Source organism: Pseudomonas sp. CFBP 13602 (assembly GCF_014842725.1).
GTDB lineage: Bacteria > Pseudomonadota > Gammaproteobacteria > Pseudomonadales > Pseudomonadaceae > Aquipseudomonas > Aquipseudomonas baltica.
The window spans coordinates 36271-53153 of record NZ_JACYVT010000008.1; the positions used below are offsets into that span (position 1 = coordinate 36271).

At 63.3% G+C, this 16883-nt stretch carries 16 protein-coding genes and 1 tRNA gene; 7 read left to right on the forward strand and 10 right to left on the reverse strand.

Annotated features, from left to right (window positions below):
• Positions 1 to 299 precede the first annotated feature (299 nt).
• The 3 genes from IFU31_RS17165 to IFU31_RS17175 all read left to right on the forward strand — a co-directional run bounded on the left by IFU31_RS17165 (position 300) and on the right by IFU31_RS17175 (position 4415).
• On the forward strand, positions 300 to 1571 hold the full coding sequence (locus tag IFU31_RS17165; RefSeq protein WP_122479320.1) for an OprD family porin: 1272 nt from the start codon (positions 300 to 302) through the stop codon (positions 1569 to 1571).
• Between the two features lie 162 nt (positions 1572 to 1733).
• Positions 1734 to 3449, forward strand: a complete 1716-nt coding sequence (locus tag IFU31_RS17170) for a proline--tRNA ligase (protein WP_192103909.1) — start codon at positions 1734 to 1736, stop codon at positions 3447 to 3449.
• 15 nt (positions 3450 to 3464) lie between these two features.
• Positions 3465 to 4415, forward strand: coding sequence for a hypothetical protein (locus tag IFU31_RS17175; RefSeq protein ID WP_122479322.1), 951 nt, complete (start codon positions 3465 to 3467; stop codon positions 4413 to 4415).
• A 9-nt stretch (positions 4416 to 4424) separates the two neighbouring features.
• Here the strand turns inward: IFU31_RS17175 and dinB are convergent, their stop codons facing one another.
• Positions 4425 to 5489 (reverse strand): DNA polymerase IV, encoded by a 1065-nt coding sequence (dinB, locus tag IFU31_RS17180; protein WP_192057586.1) that lies wholly within the window; start codon positions 5487 to 5489, stop codon positions 4425 to 4427.
• A 254-nt stretch (positions 5490 to 5743) separates the two neighbouring features.
• Here dinB and IFU31_RS17185 point away from each other — a divergent pair.
• Positions 5744 to 5820, forward strand: a tRNA-Met gene (locus IFU31_RS17185).
• 65 nt (positions 5821 to 5885) lie between these two features.
• On the opposite strand, the gene IFU31_RS17190 is transcribed toward IFU31_RS17185, so the two are convergent.
• From IFU31_RS17190 to IFU31_RS17225, 8 genes are all read right to left on the reverse strand, one after another.
• A complete protein-coding gene (locus IFU31_RS17190) occupies positions 5886 to 6479 on the reverse strand; it encodes a nucleotidyltransferase family protein (RefSeq protein ID WP_192103911.1) in 594 nt (197 codons plus the stop codon).
• 40 nt (positions 6480 to 6519) lie between these two features.
• A complete protein-coding gene (gene murB, locus IFU31_RS17195) occupies positions 6520 to 7542 on the reverse strand; it encodes a UDP-N-acetylmuramate dehydrogenase (protein WP_342345293.1) in 1023 nt (340 codons plus the stop codon).
• 35 nt (positions 7543 to 7577) lie between these two features.
• Entirely contained in the window at positions 7578 to 8342 is a 765-nt protein-coding gene (gene kdsB / locus IFU31_RS17200) for a 3-deoxy-manno-octulosonate cytidylyltransferase (protein WP_192103916.1), read from the reverse strand.
• Positions 8339 to 8524, reverse strand: coding sequence for a Trm112 family protein (locus IFU31_RS17205; protein WP_122479326.1), 186 nt, complete (start codon positions 8522 to 8524; stop codon positions 8339 to 8341). The genes kdsB and IFU31_RS17205 overlap by 4 nt, the downstream gene beginning before the upstream one ends.
• 25 nt (positions 8525 to 8549) lie before the next feature.
• Positions 8550 to 9545 carry a tetraacyldisaccharide 4'-kinase gene (gene lpxK, locus IFU31_RS17210; protein WP_192057590.1) on the reverse strand — a complete coding sequence of 332 codons (996 nt, stop codon included), beginning with the start codon at positions 9543 to 9545 and terminating at the stop codon, positions 8550 to 8552.
• Positions 9545 to 9973 carry an ExbD/TolR family protein gene (locus IFU31_RS17215; protein WP_122479328.1) on the reverse strand — a complete coding sequence of 143 codons (429 nt, stop codon included), beginning with the start codon at positions 9971 to 9973 and terminating at the stop codon, positions 9545 to 9547. The genes lpxK and IFU31_RS17215 overlap by 1 nt, the downstream gene beginning before the upstream one ends.
• Positions 9970 to 10605, reverse strand: coding sequence for a MotA/TolQ/ExbB proton channel family protein (locus tag IFU31_RS17220; RefSeq protein WP_192049900.1), 636 nt, complete (start codon positions 10603 to 10605; stop codon positions 9970 to 9972). Before IFU31_RS17220 ends, IFU31_RS17215 begins: the two co-directional genes overlap by 4 nt.
• An 80-nt stretch (positions 10606 to 10685) precedes the next feature.
• Entirely contained in the window at positions 10686 to 12917 is a 2232-nt protein-coding gene (locus IFU31_RS17225) for a DNA internalization-related competence protein ComEC/Rec2 (protein ID WP_192057591.1), read from the reverse strand.
• Between the two features lie 147 nt (positions 12918 to 13064).
• Here IFU31_RS17225 and IFU31_RS17230 point away from each other — a divergent pair, with 147 nt between their 5' ends.
• The 3 genes from IFU31_RS17230 (at position 13065) to IFU31_RS17240 (ending at position 15828) form a co-directional block, all read left to right on the forward strand.
• Positions 13065 to 13577 carry a DUF2062 domain-containing protein gene (locus tag IFU31_RS17230; protein WP_185793954.1) on the forward strand — a complete coding sequence of 171 codons (513 nt, stop codon included), beginning with the start codon at positions 13065 to 13067 and terminating at the stop codon, positions 13575 to 13577.
• A 180-nt stretch (positions 13578 to 13757) separates the two neighbouring features.
• The gene (locus IFU31_RS17235) at positions 13758 to 15056 is read left to right on the forward strand and encodes a serine/threonine protein kinase (RefSeq protein WP_122479332.1); all 1299 of its coding nucleotides are present in this window, start codon (positions 13758 to 13760) and stop codon (positions 15054 to 15056) included.
• Positions 15049 to 15828, forward strand: coding sequence for an MlaA family lipoprotein (locus IFU31_RS17240; RefSeq protein ID WP_122479333.1), 780 nt, complete (start codon positions 15049 to 15051; stop codon positions 15826 to 15828). Before IFU31_RS17235 ends, IFU31_RS17240 begins: the two co-directional genes overlap by 8 nt.
• Before the next feature lie 107 nt (positions 15829 to 15935).
• Here the strand turns inward: IFU31_RS17240 and IFU31_RS17245 are convergent, their stop codons facing one another.
• Complete coding sequence (locus IFU31_RS17245; protein ID WP_122479334.1) at positions 15936 to 16865, reverse strand: lipid A biosynthesis lauroyl acyltransferase; 930 nt, start codon at positions 16863 to 16865, stop codon at positions 15936 to 15938.
• Positions 16866 to 16883 lie beyond the last annotated feature (18 nt).

Sequence of the window (16883 nt, forward strand, 5' to 3'; positions counted from 1 at the left end):
ATATGTGAACTGCTGGCACGTTTGTGCACGCTTGTTGCATTCATCCCAGCACGGTCACCGGGGACGTGGGAAGACGAAACCGGAACAAACGGAAACAGTGAATCAATGACGCACGTTAGTGCAGGCACACAACCCAAGTGTGGTTGTAAGCCTGGACATGCAACAGCGGACTTGAAGTATCGCCAACATGACCGGCGTGGTATACGTTCCGCGCCGTCATAAAAAGAAAGAACTGCCTCAGATAAAAAAACAGGTGAGGCAGTGGTTACTCTTCTTAAAAACCAAAGGAGCAAATCACGATGCGCGTGATGAAGTGGAGCATGATCGCACTGGCTGTAACAGCCGGCACCTCGCAGTTGGCTTTGGCCTCCGCCCAGGACGAGTCCAAGGGTTTCGTGGAAGACAGCACCCTGAACCTCAAGCTGCGTGCCTTGTACATGAACCGTGACTACAAGCACGGCGCAGGCAACCCTACCGCAGGCAGCGACAAGGGCTATCGTGAAGACACTGGCCTTGGCGCCCAGATGTTCTACGAATCGGGCTTCACCCAAGGCACCATCGGTGCCGGTGTCGATGCAATGGGCTTCGGTTCGGTACGCCTGGACGGCGGTACCGGTCGCCGCAGCAACGGCCTGTTCGCAGCCGACGACGAAGGCAACCTGGAACACAGCCAGACCAAGGGCGGCGCGGCCGTCAAGTTCCGCTTCTCCAACACCGTACTCAAATACGGCCAGCAGATCGTTGCCAGCCCGGTCTTCGCGACCGACGACGGCCGTCTGTTGCCTGAAGTCGCTACCGGCACGTCGATCACCAGCAACGAAATCGACAACCTGACCCTGAACATCGGTCGCTTCACCTCGATGAGCGCGCAGACCGGCATGGGTCACGACTCCCTGGGCCTGAAGTCCGCCGACATCGCCGGCGCCACCTACGCCTTCACCAAGAACTTCACCGGTACGGTCGCTGCGTCCGACGTGGAAGATTACTGGAAGCGTCAGTACGTCAACCTGAACTACACCCTGCCGATCGACGACCTGCAGTCGCTTAACTTCGACTTCAACGCCTATCGCACCAAGAGCCAGGGCGAAGATCTGGGCGGCGACGTCGACAACAAGATCTGGAGCACCGCGGTTGCCTATAGCCTGGGCGCGCACAAGTTCACCCTGGGCTACCAGCGCAGTTCCGGCGACACCGGCTACGCCTACGGCGTGGACGGCGGCGGCACCGTGTTCCTGAACAACTCCGTTCAGTACTCCGACTTCGTCGGCGCCGAAGAGAAATCGTGGCAGGTTCGCTACGACATCAACATGGCAACCTACGGCGTACCCGGCCTGAGCTTCATGACTCGCTACATCACTGGCGACAACATCGAAGCCAGCAACGGTGAAGAAGGCAAAGAGCACGAGTGGGACTTCGAAACCAAGTACGTGGTTCAGCAAGGCCCGATCAAGGACATGTCCTTCCGCCTGCGTAGCGCCATCTACCGCGCCAACAACGCCTACGATGCCGACTACGGTCCGTCGAACAACGACCTGCGCTTCATCGTCGAGTACCCTCTGAGCATTATGTAACAGCCCAGCAGGTCGCTTCACCTCGAAAAGCCCGGCCCTGCCGGGCTTTTCTGCGTCTGGATCGCGGCGCCCGGCAAAGCCCGGCCCTACGCCTGTACGTCGCCCAATCACCCCCGTACAATGCCAGACCTCGATAAAATTTCGCGAAGACAACGGTCAACCATGCGCACCAGTCAATATCTGCTCGCCACACAGAAAGAAACCCCTTCCGATGCGGTCGTGATCAGCCATCAGCTGATGCTGCGTGCCGGCATGATCCGCAAGCTCGCTTCGGGCCTGTACACATGGTTGCCGATGGGTCTTCGGGTGATGCGCAAGGTTGAGCGGATCGTGCGCGAGGAAATGGACGCCGCCGGCGCTCTCGAAGTGCTGATGCCCGGCATCCAGCCGGCCGAACTGTGGCAGGAGTCGGGGCGCTGGGAGCAGTACGGTCCCGAGCTGCTGCGCCTCAAGGACCGCCACGACCGTGACTTCTGCGCCGGCCCCACCCACGAAGAAGTCATCACCGACCTGATGCGCAACGAGCTCAACAGCTACAAGCAGTTGCCCATCAATCTCTACCAGATCCAGACCAAGTTCCGTGACGAGATCCGTCCGCGCTTCGGCCTGATGCGCGGTCGCGAGTTCATCATGAAGGATGCGTACTCCTTCCACGCCGACCAGCCTTCGCTGCAGGCCACCTATGACCGCATGCACCTGGCCTACAGCAACATCTTCACCCGCCTGGGCCTGAAATTTCGCGCGGTGGAAGCCGACAACGGCTCCATCGGCGGCGCCGGCTCCCACGAATTCCATGTGCTGGCAGAGTCCGGCGAAGACGACATCGTCTTCAGCGACACGTCCGACTACGCAGCCAACATCGAGAAGGCCGAGGCGATCCCCCGTGAAACAGAGCGTGGCGCCGCACTCGAGGAACTGCGCCTGGTCGACACGCCCAACGCCAAGACCATCGCCCAACTGGTGGAAAACTTCGGCCTGCCGATCGAGAAGACCGTGAAGACGCTGGTGGTCCACGCCGCCGAAGAAGGCAAGTTGATTGCCTTGATCATCCGTGGCGATCACGAGCTGAACGAGATCAAGGCCGCCAACCAACCGCTGGTTGCCAATCCGCTGGTCATGGCCAGCGAGGCCGAACTGCGTGATGCCATCGGCGCGGGCGCGGGCTCCCTGGGCCCAATGAACCTGCCCCTGACCTGCATCATCGATCGCTCGGTGGCTTTCATGAGCGACTTCGCCGTGGGCGCCAACATCGACGACAAGCATTACTTCGGCGTCAACTGGGAGCGCGATCTGCCGCTGCCCGAGATTGCCGATCTGCGCAACGTGGTCGACGGCGACACCAGCCCGGATGGCCAGGGCACGCTGACCATCAAGCGCGGTATCGAGGTGGGTCACATCTTCCAGCTGGGCACCAAGTACAGCGAAGCCATGAAGTGCCAGGTACTGGGTGAGAACGGCAAGCCGGTGACCTTGGCCATGGGCTGCTATGGCATTGGTGTCTCGCGCGTGGTGGCCGCTGCCATCGAGCAGAACAACGATGCTGGCGGCATCATCTGGAGCGATACCCTGGCGCCTTTCCAGATCGCCCTGGTGCCGTTGCGCTACGAAACCGAGCAAGTGCGCGAAGCCACCGACCGGCTGTACGCGGAATTGACCGAGGCGGGCTTCGAAGTGCTGCTGGACGACCGCGACAAGAAAACCAGCCCCGGCATCAAGTTCGCCGACATGGAGCTGATCGGCATTCCCCATCGGATCGTCATCAGCGACCGTGGCCTGGCCGAAGGCAACCTGGAATACAAGAGCCGTACCGAGGACGCCGCACAGGCCTTGCCTGTCGACGACGTCCTGTCTTTCATCCAGGCTCGCGTGCGCCGCTGACAGATTCGAGAAACCATGTTCAAGCGAACTACCTTGGCCTTCGGTGGTGCTGCCCTGTGCAGCACCCTGCTGGTCAGTGGCTGTGCCAACCAGATGTCGCAGCGCAACGAACACGAAGAGCGCATCGAGCGCAAGCTGCTCGAACACAGCGTGCAGATCGACCTGGGCAAGCCCGAGGTGCTGCAGACGCCGCAACGTCGCGTGCGCATTCGTGAACTCAAGGATTTCGAGGTCACGGCGTTCGAGACCACACGTCACTACGACCGCTACACACCCTATCAACCCTGGCGTGAAGTCTACGAGATTCCGCTAGGGGTGGTGGCCGTGGTCGCCGGCGTCGGCGCCAACGTGGTGAACGTGGCGACCTTCGGCAGCCTGCCCGACAGCGTGACCAAGGACTGGGTCAGCTACGGTTTCGCCGGGCTCAATCCGTTCATGAACGTGCAGTCCAACGGCCGTGCCGAGCAGAACCTTGCTGGTATCGACGAGGTGCAGACAGACAGGCGCGTGGAGCACGACAGCACGCCATGGAGCGAGCGGCCTGTACAAGTGGGCACCGGCCGCAAGACCTATGACCTGGAAACCGACGCCAACGGTGTGTTGCGCATCAACCTGCTCGACAACCCGTTTGCGGAACAGGATCTTACCCACGTCACACGCCTGCAACTGAGTGTGGTGGACGAGGAAAGCCAGACCCGGGCCAGCGCCCTGCTGCCGGTGAGCCCGGACCTGCGCGGCAAACTGGCCGAAGCGCACACGCTGATCTTCGATGACCTGGAAGGTGACGAGGTCGGTCAGTGGGTGTATCGGGTCAAGCGCCTGGCCGAACTGGGCCTGGAAGACGAAGCCAGCGAACTGGAACAGAGCCTGATCGAGCTGACCCGCAACGACCCTGAATTGCAGCAGGATTTTCTCAAGTCGCTGCGCAGGGACACCGGCCGACTGGTCGCCGATCCCGGGACCTGAGCCAGCCGGTCAGCCGTCGCTGAACAGTTCCAGCTGCTCGTGGGCCCCACGCAGGTCCAGCAGGCGCACGCCGATGCCCAACAGGCGCACCGGCTTGCCACCCCGGGCGAAGGCCTGACCCAGTAGCTGCCGGTAGCTTTCCAGGTCCCTGCCCGCCCCTGCCTGTTCCAGGGTGGTCTGGGTAAAGTCGTGAAACTTCACTTTGACGAAAGGCTTGCCTGGACGATAGCTGCTGTCGATCCGGTCGATGCGCTCGGCCAGGGTCTGCATCAGCTCTGGAAGCTTGTCCAGGCAACTGGCCAGATCCGGCAGGTCCGCCTCGTAGGTGTTTTCCACGCTGATGGACTGGCGCCGACTGTCGTTCTGCACCACGCGCTCGTCGATGCCGCGTGCCAGGCTGTAGAGACGCTCGCCAAAGCTGCCGAATTCGCGGACCAACGCCAGCTTGGTCCATTCACGCAGTTCCAGGCAGCTGTCGATCCCCAGGCGGGCCAGCTTGTCGGCGGTGACCTTGCCTACGCCATGCAGCTTGGTGACCGGCAAGGCGGCGACGAAGTCTTCGATCTGTGCCGGGGTGATGACGAACAGGCCGTCCGGCTTGCGCCAGTCGCTGGCGATCTTGGCCAGAAATTTGTTCGGCGCCACCCCCGCCGAAACCGTGATGTGCAGGCGCTTGGATACCTTGCGCCGGATGTCCTGGGCAATTCGCGTGGCGCTGCCGGAAAAATGCGGGCAGTCGGAAACGTCGAGGTAGGCCTCGTCCAGAGACAGCGGCTCGATCAGGTCGGTGTACTCGCGAAAAATCCCCTGAATCTCCCGCGACGCTTCTTTATAGGCATCCATGCGCGGTTTGACGATGGTCAGGTCGGGGCACAGTTTGATCGCGTGCCGCGAGCTCATGGCTGAACGCACGCCATAGGCGCGAGCTTCATAGTTGCAGGTGGCGATCACCCCGCGACGCTCCGCCGAGCCGCCGACGGCCAGTGGCTTGCCGGCCAGCCGGGGGTCGTCACGCATTTCGATGGCGGCATAGAAGCAGTCACAGTCGACATGGATGATCTTGCGCTGCGTCATGGTCTGGGCGGGGTACCAAGCTGGTAAAAGATCGTACAAAAACAACAGTATTATCTCACTCGCAGCGATAAGCGCCATGGCCAAAGCCCGGCGCGCATTCTTTTGCCCATCGACAAATCCGCCCAATACCGCTGGAAGCCCCGCCCCGCCTGACTCGTAGCACTATCGGCAAAGCTAAGCGATTGATGGAAAAGAGTTTTCTTGAAATCAGGGTTTGACAAGCAGGCGCTGCGCTGTAGAATAGCCCACACAGACGCGGGATGGAGCAGTCTGGTAGCTCGTCGGGCTCATAACCCGAAGGTCGTCGGTTCAAATCCGGCTCCCGCAACCAAACAACGAAGAAGGCCACTTGAAAAAGTGGCCTTTTTTGTTGCCTGCAATTTGTTCGCCGACCGGTTACCCGACGAGGTCGCCTGGCCGATCCACATCGCGGTAGATCCCTGGGTCGGCGCACGCCACCCGTTGCGTGTGTGCCTCGGCGAACAATCGTCGAGCCCCCTGATCACCCTGCAGCGACAGCAACTGCTCACGAAAGGTGCGGCCAAAGCCTACCGGATGCCCGTGACCTCGAGCGCCATGGGCAACGCAGATACGCTCCGGCGCCATGCACTGGCGTACCCTGGCGAACGTTGCGGGAGTCACGAACGGCATGTCGCCCAGGCACACCAGCCAGCCATCGGCATCCAGACTGGCTTCGACACCCGTGCGCAGGCTGTCGCCCATGCCTGCGGAGTCGAGCAATACCACCTCGCAGCCGTAGGCTTCGCCCAGCTGTATCACTTGCTTCTTGTGCGCACGGGTGACCAGCACACGTCGCTCTAGCGTATCACCGAGGTTGTGCATGACCTGTTCGATGACGCTGCGCTCGATGCCATCCAACCCGCTGCAGGGTGCAAGCAGTTTGTCGCTGCCCTGCCCTGCGGCATCCTGGAAACGGCGCCCTTGCCCTGCAGCGAGAATCAAGGCACAGGGGGCGGTGATGGCTGACATGGGGGTAGGCTCCGATAGTCACGATGCGCCGTACGGACGCTCAATACAGATTGGGTTCCATCTCCAGCACCACACCGAAGCGTGACTGGATATCGTCCTGGATGCACTGGGCCAGGGCATGCAGCTGCTTGCCCGATGCATTGCCGTGATTGACCAGCACCAATGACTGCAAGCGGTGCACGCCGGCGTCGCCCTCGCGATGGCCCTTCCAGCCGGCGCGCTCGATCAGCCAACCCGCCGCCAGTTTGTACAGGCCATCGGCCTGGGGATAGGCAACCACATCGGGATGCTCGCTGCGAATGGCGTCCAGCACCGAGGCGGTCACGACCGGGTTCTTGAAGAAGCTGCCGGCATTGCCCAGCTCGGCAGGGTCGGGAAGCTTTTCTCGACGGATGCTGCAGATGGCGGCGCTGACGTCGGTGGGCGTCGGGTGCTGGATTCCCTGTTCGGCCAGCCGCTGACGCACCGGGCCGTAGTCCAGATGCACCGGCGCGGAACGTGAAAGCGTGAAGCGCACGCGCAGGATCACCCAACGGCCGGGCTGGCGCTTGAACAGGCTGTCGCGATAGCCGAATGCGCACTCGGCGGCGCTGAAGTCGCGTATCTGCAACGTATCCCGGTCAAGCGCAGTGAGGCCGGCGAACACGTCTTTGATCTCGACGCCGTAGGCACCGATGTTCTGCATGGGCGCTGCACCCACGGTTCCAGGAATCAGGCTGAGGTTTTCCAGACCTGCCAGACCTTGTTCAAGCGTCTGCAATACGAAAGGGTGCCACGGCTCGCCGGCTTCGGCTTCCAGCACCACCTGATCACCGGCCTCTGCGAGCACGCGCACGCCGCGGCTGGCCATGCGCACCACCAGCACGTCGGAGAGGTCGGCGGTCAGCAACAGGTTGCTGCCACCACCGATCACCAGCGCACGCAGACCGTTCGTGGTGGCCCAGGCCAACGCCTGGATCAGCTCGATATCGTCATGCACCGCGACCAGAAACGCCGCCTTCACCTCGATACCAAAGGTGTTGTACGGCTTGAGCGACTGATTGGCGCGAATGTCCAGGTTCACCAGCTCACCTGCCGGAACGTTGCCATGGGCTGCCATCAAGCCTCCAGCAGGCGCCGTACGCGCTCCAGGTCTTGCTCGGTGTCGACACCGGCGGGCGGCGCCTGCACGGCATCGGCCACATGGATGCGTACCCCGTGCCAGAGCGCACGCAGCTGCTCGAGGCGCTCGGTGTTTTCCAGCCAGCACGGGCCCCACTGCACGAAGTCCTGCAGAAAGCCGGCACGGTAGGCATAGATACCAATGTGACGACGGTAGGGCACCTGGGCCGGGAGGGCATCGCGATCGTTGGCGAACTCGTCGCGCGCCCACGGCAGCGGTGCTCGGCTGAAGGTCAGCGCCAGGCCGTTCAGGTCGGTGACCACCTTGACCACATTGAGGTTGAACAACGCTTCCACGTCCGTGATCGGCTCGGCCAGGGTTGCCATGGCGGCCTCGTGGCTGGCAGCGAGATTGGCCGCCACCTGGTCGATGACCACCGGCGGAATCAACGGCTCGTCGCCTTGCACGTTGACCACGATGGACTCGGCATCCAGCCCCAATGCCTGGCATACCTCGGCCAAACGGTCGGTACCGGACTCATGATCGGTCCGGGTCATCACCACCTCGGCGCCGAACGCCCGGCAGGCGGACTCGATGCGCACATCGTCGGTGGCAACCACGACTCGCGCCGCCGTGCTCTTGCAGGCCTGTTCCCAGACATGCTGGATCATCGGCTTGCCGGCGATCATCTGCAGTGGCTTGCCCGGCAGGCGGGTCGACTGGTACCGCGCGGGTATCACTACGGTGAAAGCCGTGCTCATTTATCCAGGCGCTCGTCGTCGGTCAGGGTCCGCGCTTCGGTTTCCAGCATCACCGGAATGCCATCGCGGATGGGATAGGCCAGGCCGGCGCCCTTGCTGATCAGCTCGCGCTTGTCGGCGCTGAGCTTGAGCGGACCCTTGGTGATCGGGCAGGCGAGGATATCGAGCAGTTTGGTGTCCATGGAAAAATCCTTCAGGGCAAGGGGATCAGGGCAAAAGGCTGGTCAGGCGCTGGTCGAGCCAACCGATGAAATGGGGCGAAGGCTGGGCGTCGACGGCCAGGTACCACCAATCCGCAGCGGCGAACTCGCGGCACTTCACGGCATCTTTCTCGGTCATGACCACGGGCAACGGTGGCTCGAAACACAGGGCCTGCGGCGTGAACCGGGCATGATCGGCGAAAGCGTGAGCGACAGGCTGCCAGTGTAGCGCCTGCAGGGTGTCGAAGAAACGTTGTGGGTTGCCGATCCCGGCCACGGCGTGCACTGCCTGCCCTGGTGGGAAATGGCTCAATGGCCGGCGCTCGCCGCTGCGCACGTTGATCAACGCCCGGGCTTGCAGGGTCAGGCCGTAGCCACGCGGCGAATCGTCGGCGGCACCGTTGAACAGCACGGCATCGACCGAACGCAATCGCTCGGCGGGCTCGCGCAACGGACCCGCAGGCAGGCAGCGGCCATTGCCCAGCCCGCGCGCAGCGTCGATCAGCACCAGTTCGATGTCGCGCGCCAGGCGGTAGTGTTGCAAGCCATCGTCGCTGAGCACCAGGTCCACGGGCTCGGCTTCGAGCAGCGCACGTACGGCGCGGCCACGGTCGGGGTCGATCACCAGCGGCACCCCGCTGCGCCGCACGATCAGCAACGGCTCGTCGCCCGCCTGGGCAGCGTCCTGATCGGCGCGGACCCGCCATGGCAGGCTCGGTGGCCTGGCGCCGTAGCCGCGACTGACCACGCCAACGCGCAGGCCGCGCGCCTGGCAGTGCTCGATCAGCCAGAGGATCATCGGGGTCTTGCCGGTGCCACCGACGGTGATGTTGCCGACCACCAGCACCGGCACCGGGGCGCGGTAGATTGCGCCCTGCCCGGCCTCGAATCGCCGACGCTTGCGCGCCACGACACTGCGGTACAGACATTCCAGCGGACGCAACAGCCACAGCGCGCGATGGCCGGCATACCAGGCGGCGGACAATCGGTCGGCGAAGCTCATCAGGGATTCGCCTGCGCCTCGACGGTGATCATGCTGATCTGGCTGAAACCCAGCTTGCCGGCCGCGTCCATGGCGCTGATGACCGCTTGATGCGGCGTCTTGCCGTCGGCGCTGATCGACAGTGGCAGCGAGCTGTCACCGGCCGATGCGGTACGCAGGGCGTCGAGCAGGGTCGGCAGGTCGCTTTTCGGTAGCAACTGGTTGTTCACCGCATAGACGCCTTCGGCGCTGATGGCGATGTCGATGCGTTTGAGGTTGCTGGCCTGTTCCGGCGCGCCGTTCACCGCTTCGGGCAGCTCGACACGCAACTGGGTTTCGCGAGTGAACGTAGTGGTGATGACGAAGAACAGCAGCAGCACGAACACGACGTCTATCAGCGAGATCAGGTTGAGCTCGATGTTTTCCCGACTGCGACGACGAAACTTCACGCTTTTTCCTCGGCCAGGTCGACCTCGCGATCCCCCTGCACGACTTCCACCAGTTTGATGGCTTCCTGCTCCATGCCGACCACCAGCTCGTCGATGCGCCGTTGCAACAGGCGATGGAAGAACAGCGCCGGGATCGCGACGATGAGACCTGACGCCGTAGTGACCAGCGCTTTGGAAATACCGCCTGCCATGAGACCGGGGTTGCCGCTGACGGTGCCTCCGGTGAACGAGCCGAAGATCTCGATCATGCCGATCACGGTGCCCAGCAGACCGAGCAGCGGCGCCATGGCGGCAATGGTGCCCAAGGTGCTGATGTAGCGTTCCAGCTCGTGGATGACTCGACTGGCCGCCTCCTCGATGCTTTCCTTCATGATTTCGCGGCCATGGCGAGAATTCGCCAGGCCAGCCGCGAGGATCTCGCCAAGCGGCGAGTGGGCACGCAACTCCTTGAGCTTTTCCTTGCTCAGTTGCTTGTCTTTCTTCCAGCGCCAGACCTGGCCGACCAGATGGGCAGGCGCAACACGGCTGGCACGCAAGGTCCACAAGCGCTCGGCGATGATAGCCAGGGCGACGATGGAGCTCACTATGATTGGCAACATCATCCAGCCGCCAGACTTAACCAATTCCCACACAGGTACGATCCCCTCGAAAAAGTTCGCCACTCTACCATAGGGGTGAGGCGCGTCGAAGCGTGCGATGACCGTTGGAAAGCTCAGGGGTGGTCGGGTGCCTCGCGCCAGAAACGTCGCTGGGAGCGCTGCCGCTGCACCGGGCCAAAGGTACCCAGGCGGACACGCAACGCGCCGTCCTCGGCGGTGTCGTGGGTGGCGATGCCCAATGCCTGAAAACGCGCCAGTACGGAGGCATGGGGATGGCCGAAGGTATTGCCATGCCCCCTAGAGATCAACGCTGCCTGTGGACGCACTGCATCCAGCAAGGGCTTGCTCGATGACGTCCGGCTGCCGTGGTGCGGCACTTGCAACCAGTGCGCCTGAACCGGCAAACCGCTCGCGACCAGGGCTTTTTCGGCCGCCGCGTCGATGTCGCCGCTGAGCAGCAGGCGCTCGCCATTGGCTTCGACCCAGAGTACGCACGAGGCGGGATTGCCGGGCACGGCCGACGGCCAGCGCCACAAGACGAACTTCACCTCGTCCCACTCCCAACTGCGCCCGGGCTCGCAAGGCTGCGCCTGCCACGCGGCGGGCAAAAGGTCGGGCTCACCGGCCAGCGTCTGGTCGACCGGCAGGCGTCGCATAACGGTGCCAGCACCACCGGAATGATCGAGGTGCGCATGACTGATGATCATCGCATCCAGGCGCCGCACGCCCAGGGCTACCAGGCTGGGCACCACCACACTGGCGCCGGCGTCGATTTCGCCCAGGCCGGGACCGGTGTCGTAGAGCAACTGGTGGTGGGCGGTGCGCACGAGCACACCCAGCCCCTGGCCGACATCCAGCACCCAGATATCGGCCTGGCCCACGGGCGGTGCCTGACGCGGGCTGAACAACAGCAGCCCGACCATCGGCACGCCCAACCAGCGCAATGGAGTACCGGCCGGCAGCAACAGCAACAGCACGCCGATGACCAGCACCAGCCATACCCCGGGCGACAGCCCCGGCGGCAGCCAGGAAGGCCCCCACTCGGCGGCCCAGGTCAGCCATTGAAACAGGCCGCGCAGTGCGCCGCCGGCCAGCCACAGCAGGGTTTCGCCCACCCAGGGCACAGGCAGCAGCACGGCACCGGCCATGGCCACCGGCAGCACCAGCAGACTGATCCAGGGCACGGCCAGCAGATTCACCAGCGGCCCGCTGATACTCACCGGCAACGCCAGGGCCACCATCACCGGCAGCAGACCCACCGCCACGCAGCACTGCGCGCGCGTCCAGGCCTGCCACCAGCGCCAACCGCCCAGACGTCCGGAAAACGTCAGCAGCAGCACTCCCACCGCGCAAAACGACAGCCAGAATCCCGGCTGCAGGCTGACCAGGGGGTCGACCAGCAAGACCGTGGTGAATGCCAGCAGTAGCGGCGACCACACGCCCAGGTGGCGAAAGCGCAGCCGCCACAACAGCACTAGGCCGATCATGATGCAGGCTCGGCGTACCGGCACCTGGAAGCCGGCCAACAGCCCATACGCCAACGCGCCGGTGAACGCCAATGCGCAGGCACAGGGCAACCAGGGCCAACGCGCCGGCCAGACACCGAGTTTTGCCAACAGGGCAACCAGGCCATACAGCAACCCCGCAAGCAGGCCGACGTGCTGGCCGGAGATAACCAACAGATGCACGGTCCCCGTGGCCTGGAGAACGTCCCACTGCTGGCGGGACACGCCCGAACCGTCGCCCAGCAGCAAGGCGGCGAGCGTGCCGCCCTGCTGCTGGCTGTCCACAGCCAGCAGCCGCTGGCGCACGCCATCGCGCCAGGCCAGACGGGCCGCCCGCACCCGCTGGCCGGCCTTGACGCTGCCGGTGGCGCCGATGCCCTTGGCCAGGGCCCAGGCCTGGGCGTCGAAACCTCCGGGGTTGACCAATGCCCGCGGCCGCTTGAGTTTCACGGCCAGCCGCCAACGCTCGCCGCTGACGACCCGCGGGCCGCCATACCAGGCCAGGCGCAGGTGCGACGGTAGCTGCGCACGACGCGACCAGGCCTCGGCCAGTTCGAAGCGCACCGTGCTGCCGTTGGTTGCCGGCAGGCCCACCACCTCCCCTTCGAGCCACAGGGTTTGTCCGTCCAGCGCAGACGCCAACTGTCCGTTCGTCGCCCAGTGGGCGTGCAGACAGGCCCAACACAGGCCCAGCAGAACGAGCGCGCAATGCCAGCGGCGCGCTGCCAGCAACAACATCGCACCTGCACCCATGCCTACCAGCCAGCTCAATGATGGAAGCGTCGGCAGCCAACGCAGACACACCATCCCGGTCGCCAACGCCAACATCGCTGTGCGCATACCTTCCTCCCTGGAAAAACCGCCGGGCAAGGCTAAGGGCAAACAGGCCGCGTCGCGCCTTATCAAATGTCACAAAGTCTGAGCTCGGACTTCAGGCAACTTGTGCATACTGCCGGACACATCCAGACAGATACGTGCGAGACCGCTATGCCGCGTCGCCTGTTCAAGCGCTACATGCCGGACCCAGAGACGATTCGTGAACACAAGTCGCTGCGATTCCTGGGTCGCCTCCTGCATGACGCCAACCTCTGGCACCTGAACCGTCATTCCGTGGCCCGGGCGATGGCGGTCGGCCTGTTCGCCGCGTTCATGCCCATCCCGCTGCAGATGCTCCTGGCGGCGGCCCTGGCCATCATGGTGCGCGGCAACATGCCCATCGCGGTCAGCCTGGTGTGGCTGACCAACCCGATCACCATGCCTCCGGTGTTCTATTGCACGTACAAGGTAGGGTCCTGGCTGCTGGGTCAGCCACCGCGGCAGCTACCTGACTCCTACAGCTGGGACTGGGTGATGAGCCAGATGTCCACGCTGTGGCAGCCGTTCCTGCTCGGCTCGGTGGTGACTGGCGTGGTACTGGGGGCGTTGGCATACTTCCTGACAATGTTTTACTGGCGCTGGTGGGTCAGTCGCCAATGGCGGCGACGCAAGCAGCGGCGGTAGCACTGCTCACTGTGGCGTGCAGCAGGTCGGAGCACGCGCATCGAGTGGTAAATTCAGTGTATCTTGCCGCCGGTCAGGACGAGTTGTTGTGTTAAAAACCCAGCGGCTTGGCAACTTGCCACCAGTGCGCTTGTCCTAGCCTCGAACGTCAACACAGCATTCTCCTCTAGGGACTCCGTCATGCTCCGATCATTGCGCTTCGCTGCCCTGCTTGGCGGCCTCATCATGAGTGCGTCCGCGTTGGCGAAGGATATCGACCCCGCCACCTATGGCTATCCGCTCACCAACCCGTTCGAGGCCACGATCGCTTCGACACCGCCGGAGCTGCGGCCCAAGCTGCCCCTGGACGAAGACATCGATCAGGCCGACTACAGCCTCAACGTGCGCCCGGAGCGAGAGTTCATCCTGCCGGACAATTTCTGGGCCGTGAAGAAGCTGCGCTATCGCCTGGCCCAGCAGGACCATGCCGCGCCACTGATCTTCCTCATTGCCGGCACCGGTGCGCCCTACAGCAGTTCGCTCAACGAATACCTGAAAAAGCTGTATTACCAGGCCGGCTACCACGTGGTGCAGCTGTCCTCACCCACCAGCTTCGACTTCATCAGCGCCGCGTCGCGCTTCGCCACTCCGGGCGTGACCCGCGAAGATGCCGAAGACCTGTACCGGGTCATGCAGGGCGTGCGTGCCCAGCATCCGAAGTTGCCGATCACCGATTTCTACCTGACCGGGTACAGCTTGGGCGCGCTGGACGCAGCGTTCGTCAGCCAGCTGGATGAGACCCGGCGCAGTTTCAACTTCAAGAAAGTGCTGCTGCTCAACCCGCCGGTCAACCTCTACACCTCGATCACCAACCTCGACAAGTTGGTGCAGACCCAGGTCAAGGGCATCAACAACAGCACGACGTTCTATGAGCTGGTCCTCAACAAGCTGACGCGCTACTTCCAGCAGAAGGGCTATATCGACCTCAACGATGCGCTGCTCTACGATTTCCAGCAGTCCAAGCAGCACCTTTCCAACGAGCAGATGGCCATGCTGATCGGCACCTCGTTCCGGTTTTCGGCTGCCGACATTGCCTTCACCTCCGACCTGATCAACCGCCGTGGGCTGATCACGCCGCCCAAGTATCCGATCAGCGAAGGCACCAGCCTAACGCCGTTCCTGCGCCGGGCGCTGCAGTGCGACTTCGACTGCTACCTGACCGAGCAGGTGATTCCGATGTGGCGCGCCCGCACCGACGGTGGCAGCCTGCTGCAGCTGGTGGATCAGGTGAGCCTGTATGGCATCAAGGACTACTTGCAGAACAGCACCAAGATCAGCGTCATGCACAACGCCGACGATGTGATCCTGGGCCCTGGCGATCTGGGCTTCCTGCGCAAGACCTTTGGCGATCGCTTGACCGTTTACCCTTATGGCGGCCATTGCGGCAACCTCAATTACCGCGTCAACAGCGACGCTATGCTGGAGTTCTTCCGTGGCTAGAACATTCCTGTTGATGGCAACGCTGCTGTGCGCAGGCGTTGCCCAGGCCGACGACAGCACCGTCCAGAAGGTCGACAGCGACGGCTTCAAGCAACCGTTGCAGGTACTCAAGTTCAACCCTGGCCTGGACCAGCGCGAGTTCGAGCGCTCCACGCTCACGGCGTTGAACGTCTACGACCCGTTGGAAAACCTGAACCGGCGCCTTTACCACTTCAACTATCGTTTCGACGAGTGGGTATTCCTGCCGGTGGTCAACGGCTATACGTACATCACGCCGTCGTTCCTGCGCACCGGGGTGAGCAACTTCTTCAGCAACCTGGGCGAAGTGCCGAGCCTGGTCAACAGCCTGCTGCAGTTCAAGGGCAAGCGTGCCCTGGATACATCTGGACGGTTGTTGGTGAACACCACGCTGGGCGTGGCGGGCCTGTGGGACCCGGCCACCTGGTTCGGCCTGCAGAAGCAGGCCGAAGACTTCGGTCAGACCCTGGGCTTCTACGGTGTGCCGAACGGCGCCTACCTGGTCTTGCCGATCCTGGGGCCGTCCAACCTGCGCGACACCACCGGCCTGGTGTTCGACTTCGCCGTCGAGAACCAGATCAATTTCCTCAATGTGTCCGAGGTCAGCAGCAATCATCCAGAGTTGTGGGCGTTGCGTGCCGTGGATCGGCGCTACAGCAACAGCTTCCGCTACGGTCAGCTGAACTCACCGTTCGAGTACGAGAAGGTGCGTTACGTGTACACCGAGTCGCGCAAGCTGCAGATCGCCGAGTAAGCGCATCGCGCACGGGCCTCTTCGCCGGTAGCAACCGCTCCAACCAGAGCTGAGCTTCAGGCGATTGTGAGAGCGGGGTCGACGCTGGTTCGTCCACCCCACCCCGCTCAGCGCTTCTCGTACAGTTTCGGTGCGCCGACAGGCCGCGACTTGAAGCGGCGGTGGGCCCACAGGTACTGCTCGGGGCATTCGGTCACGGCCTGTTCCACCCACTGGTTGATGCGCAACGCATCGGCCGCTTCGCTCTCGCCGGGGAACCCCTGCAGCGGTGGATGCAAAACCAGCCGATAGCCAGAGCCGTCTTCCAGTCGCCGTTGCGTGAACGGGATGACCCGTGCCTTGCCCAGCCGGGCGAAATGCGTGGTAGCCGTCACCGTGGCCGCCTCGATACCGAACAGCGGCACGAAGATGCTCTGCTTGGCGCCATAGTCCTGATCGGGTGCGTACCAGATAGCGCGGCCCTTGCGCAGCAGCTTGATCATCCCGCGCACGTCCTCGCGTTCTACCGCCAGCGAATCGGGATTGTGCCGTTCGCGGCCCTGGCGCTGGACGAAATCGAACAGTGCATTGCGATGCTCGCGGTACATGCCGTCGATGGTGTGGCGCTGGCCCAGCAACGCTGCGCCGATTTCCAGGGTGGTGAAATGCAGCGCCATCAGAATCGCGCCCTCGCCCTCACGTTGCGCCGCCTGCAGGTGTTCGAGCCCTTCGATGTGCGCCAGCCTTGCCAGGCGCGCCTGTGGCCACCACCAGCTCATGGCCATTTCGAAGAATGCGATGCCGGTGGATGCGAAGTTTTCCTTGAGCAGGCGTTTTCTTTCGACGGGCGGCATCTGCGGGAAGCACAACTCGAGGTTGCGCGCCGCCACGCGGCGACGTTCACTGGCCACGCGGTACATGCCCATCCCCAGCCAGCGGCCCAGCCTGAGCAAGGCGCGATAGGGCAATTGCACGACCAGCCACAACGCGCCGAGCCCCAGCCACAGGGGCCAGAAGCGCGGATGAAGAAAAGATCGGCGAAAACGCGGGCGGTCCATTGACGATTCCGAACAGGC

What these genes read in the sequence shown, in the direction of transcription:
- IFU31_RS17175 (WP_122479322.1), top strand. Translation starts at nt 3,465, where the DNA reads ATGTTCAAGCGAACTACCTTGGCCTTCGGTGGTGCTGCCCTGTGCAGC.
- IFU31_RS17205 (WP_122479326.1), bottom strand. Translation starts at nt 8,524, where the DNA reads ATGGACACCAAACTGCTCGATATCCTCGCCTGCCCGATCACCAAGGGT.
- IFU31_RS17190 (WP_192103911.1), bottom strand. Translation starts at nt 6,479, where the DNA reads ATGTCAGCCATCACCGCCCCCTGTGCCTTGATTCTCGCTGCAGGGCAA.
- IFU31_RS17165 (WP_122479320.1), top strand. Translation starts at nt 300, where the DNA reads ATGCGCGTGATGAAGTGGAGCATGATCGCACTGGCTGTAACAGCCGGC.
- IFU31_RS17230 (WP_185793954.1), top strand. Translation starts at nt 13,065, where the DNA reads ATGCCGCGTCGCCTGTTCAAGCGCTACATGCCGGACCCAGAGACGATT.
- IFU31_RS17235 (WP_122479332.1), top strand. Translation starts at nt 13,758, where the DNA reads ATGCTCCGATCATTGCGCTTCGCTGCCCTGCTTGGCGGCCTCATCATG.
- IFU31_RS17245 (WP_122479334.1), bottom strand. Translation starts at nt 16,865, where the DNA reads ATGGACCGCCCGCGTTTTCGCCGATCTTTTCTTCATCCGCGCTTCTGG.
- dinB (WP_192057586.1), bottom strand. Translation starts at nt 5,489, where the DNA reads ATGACGCAGCGCAAGATCATCCATGTCGACTGTGACTGCTTCTATGCC.
- IFU31_RS17225 (WP_192057591.1), bottom strand. Translation starts at nt 12,917, where the DNA reads ATGCGCACAGCGATGTTGGCGTTGGCGACCGGGATGGTGTGTCTGCGT.
- IFU31_RS17170 (WP_192103909.1), top strand. Translation starts at nt 1,734, where the DNA reads ATGCGCACCAGTCAATATCTGCTCGCCACACAGAAAGAAACCCCTTCC.
- lpxK (WP_192057590.1), bottom strand. Translation starts at nt 9,545, where the DNA reads ATGAGCTTCGCCGACCGATTGTCCGCCGCCTGGTATGCCGGCCATCGC.
- kdsB (WP_192103916.1), bottom strand. Translation starts at nt 8,342, where the DNA reads ATGAGCACGGCTTTCACCGTAGTGATACCCGCGCGGTACCAGTCGACC.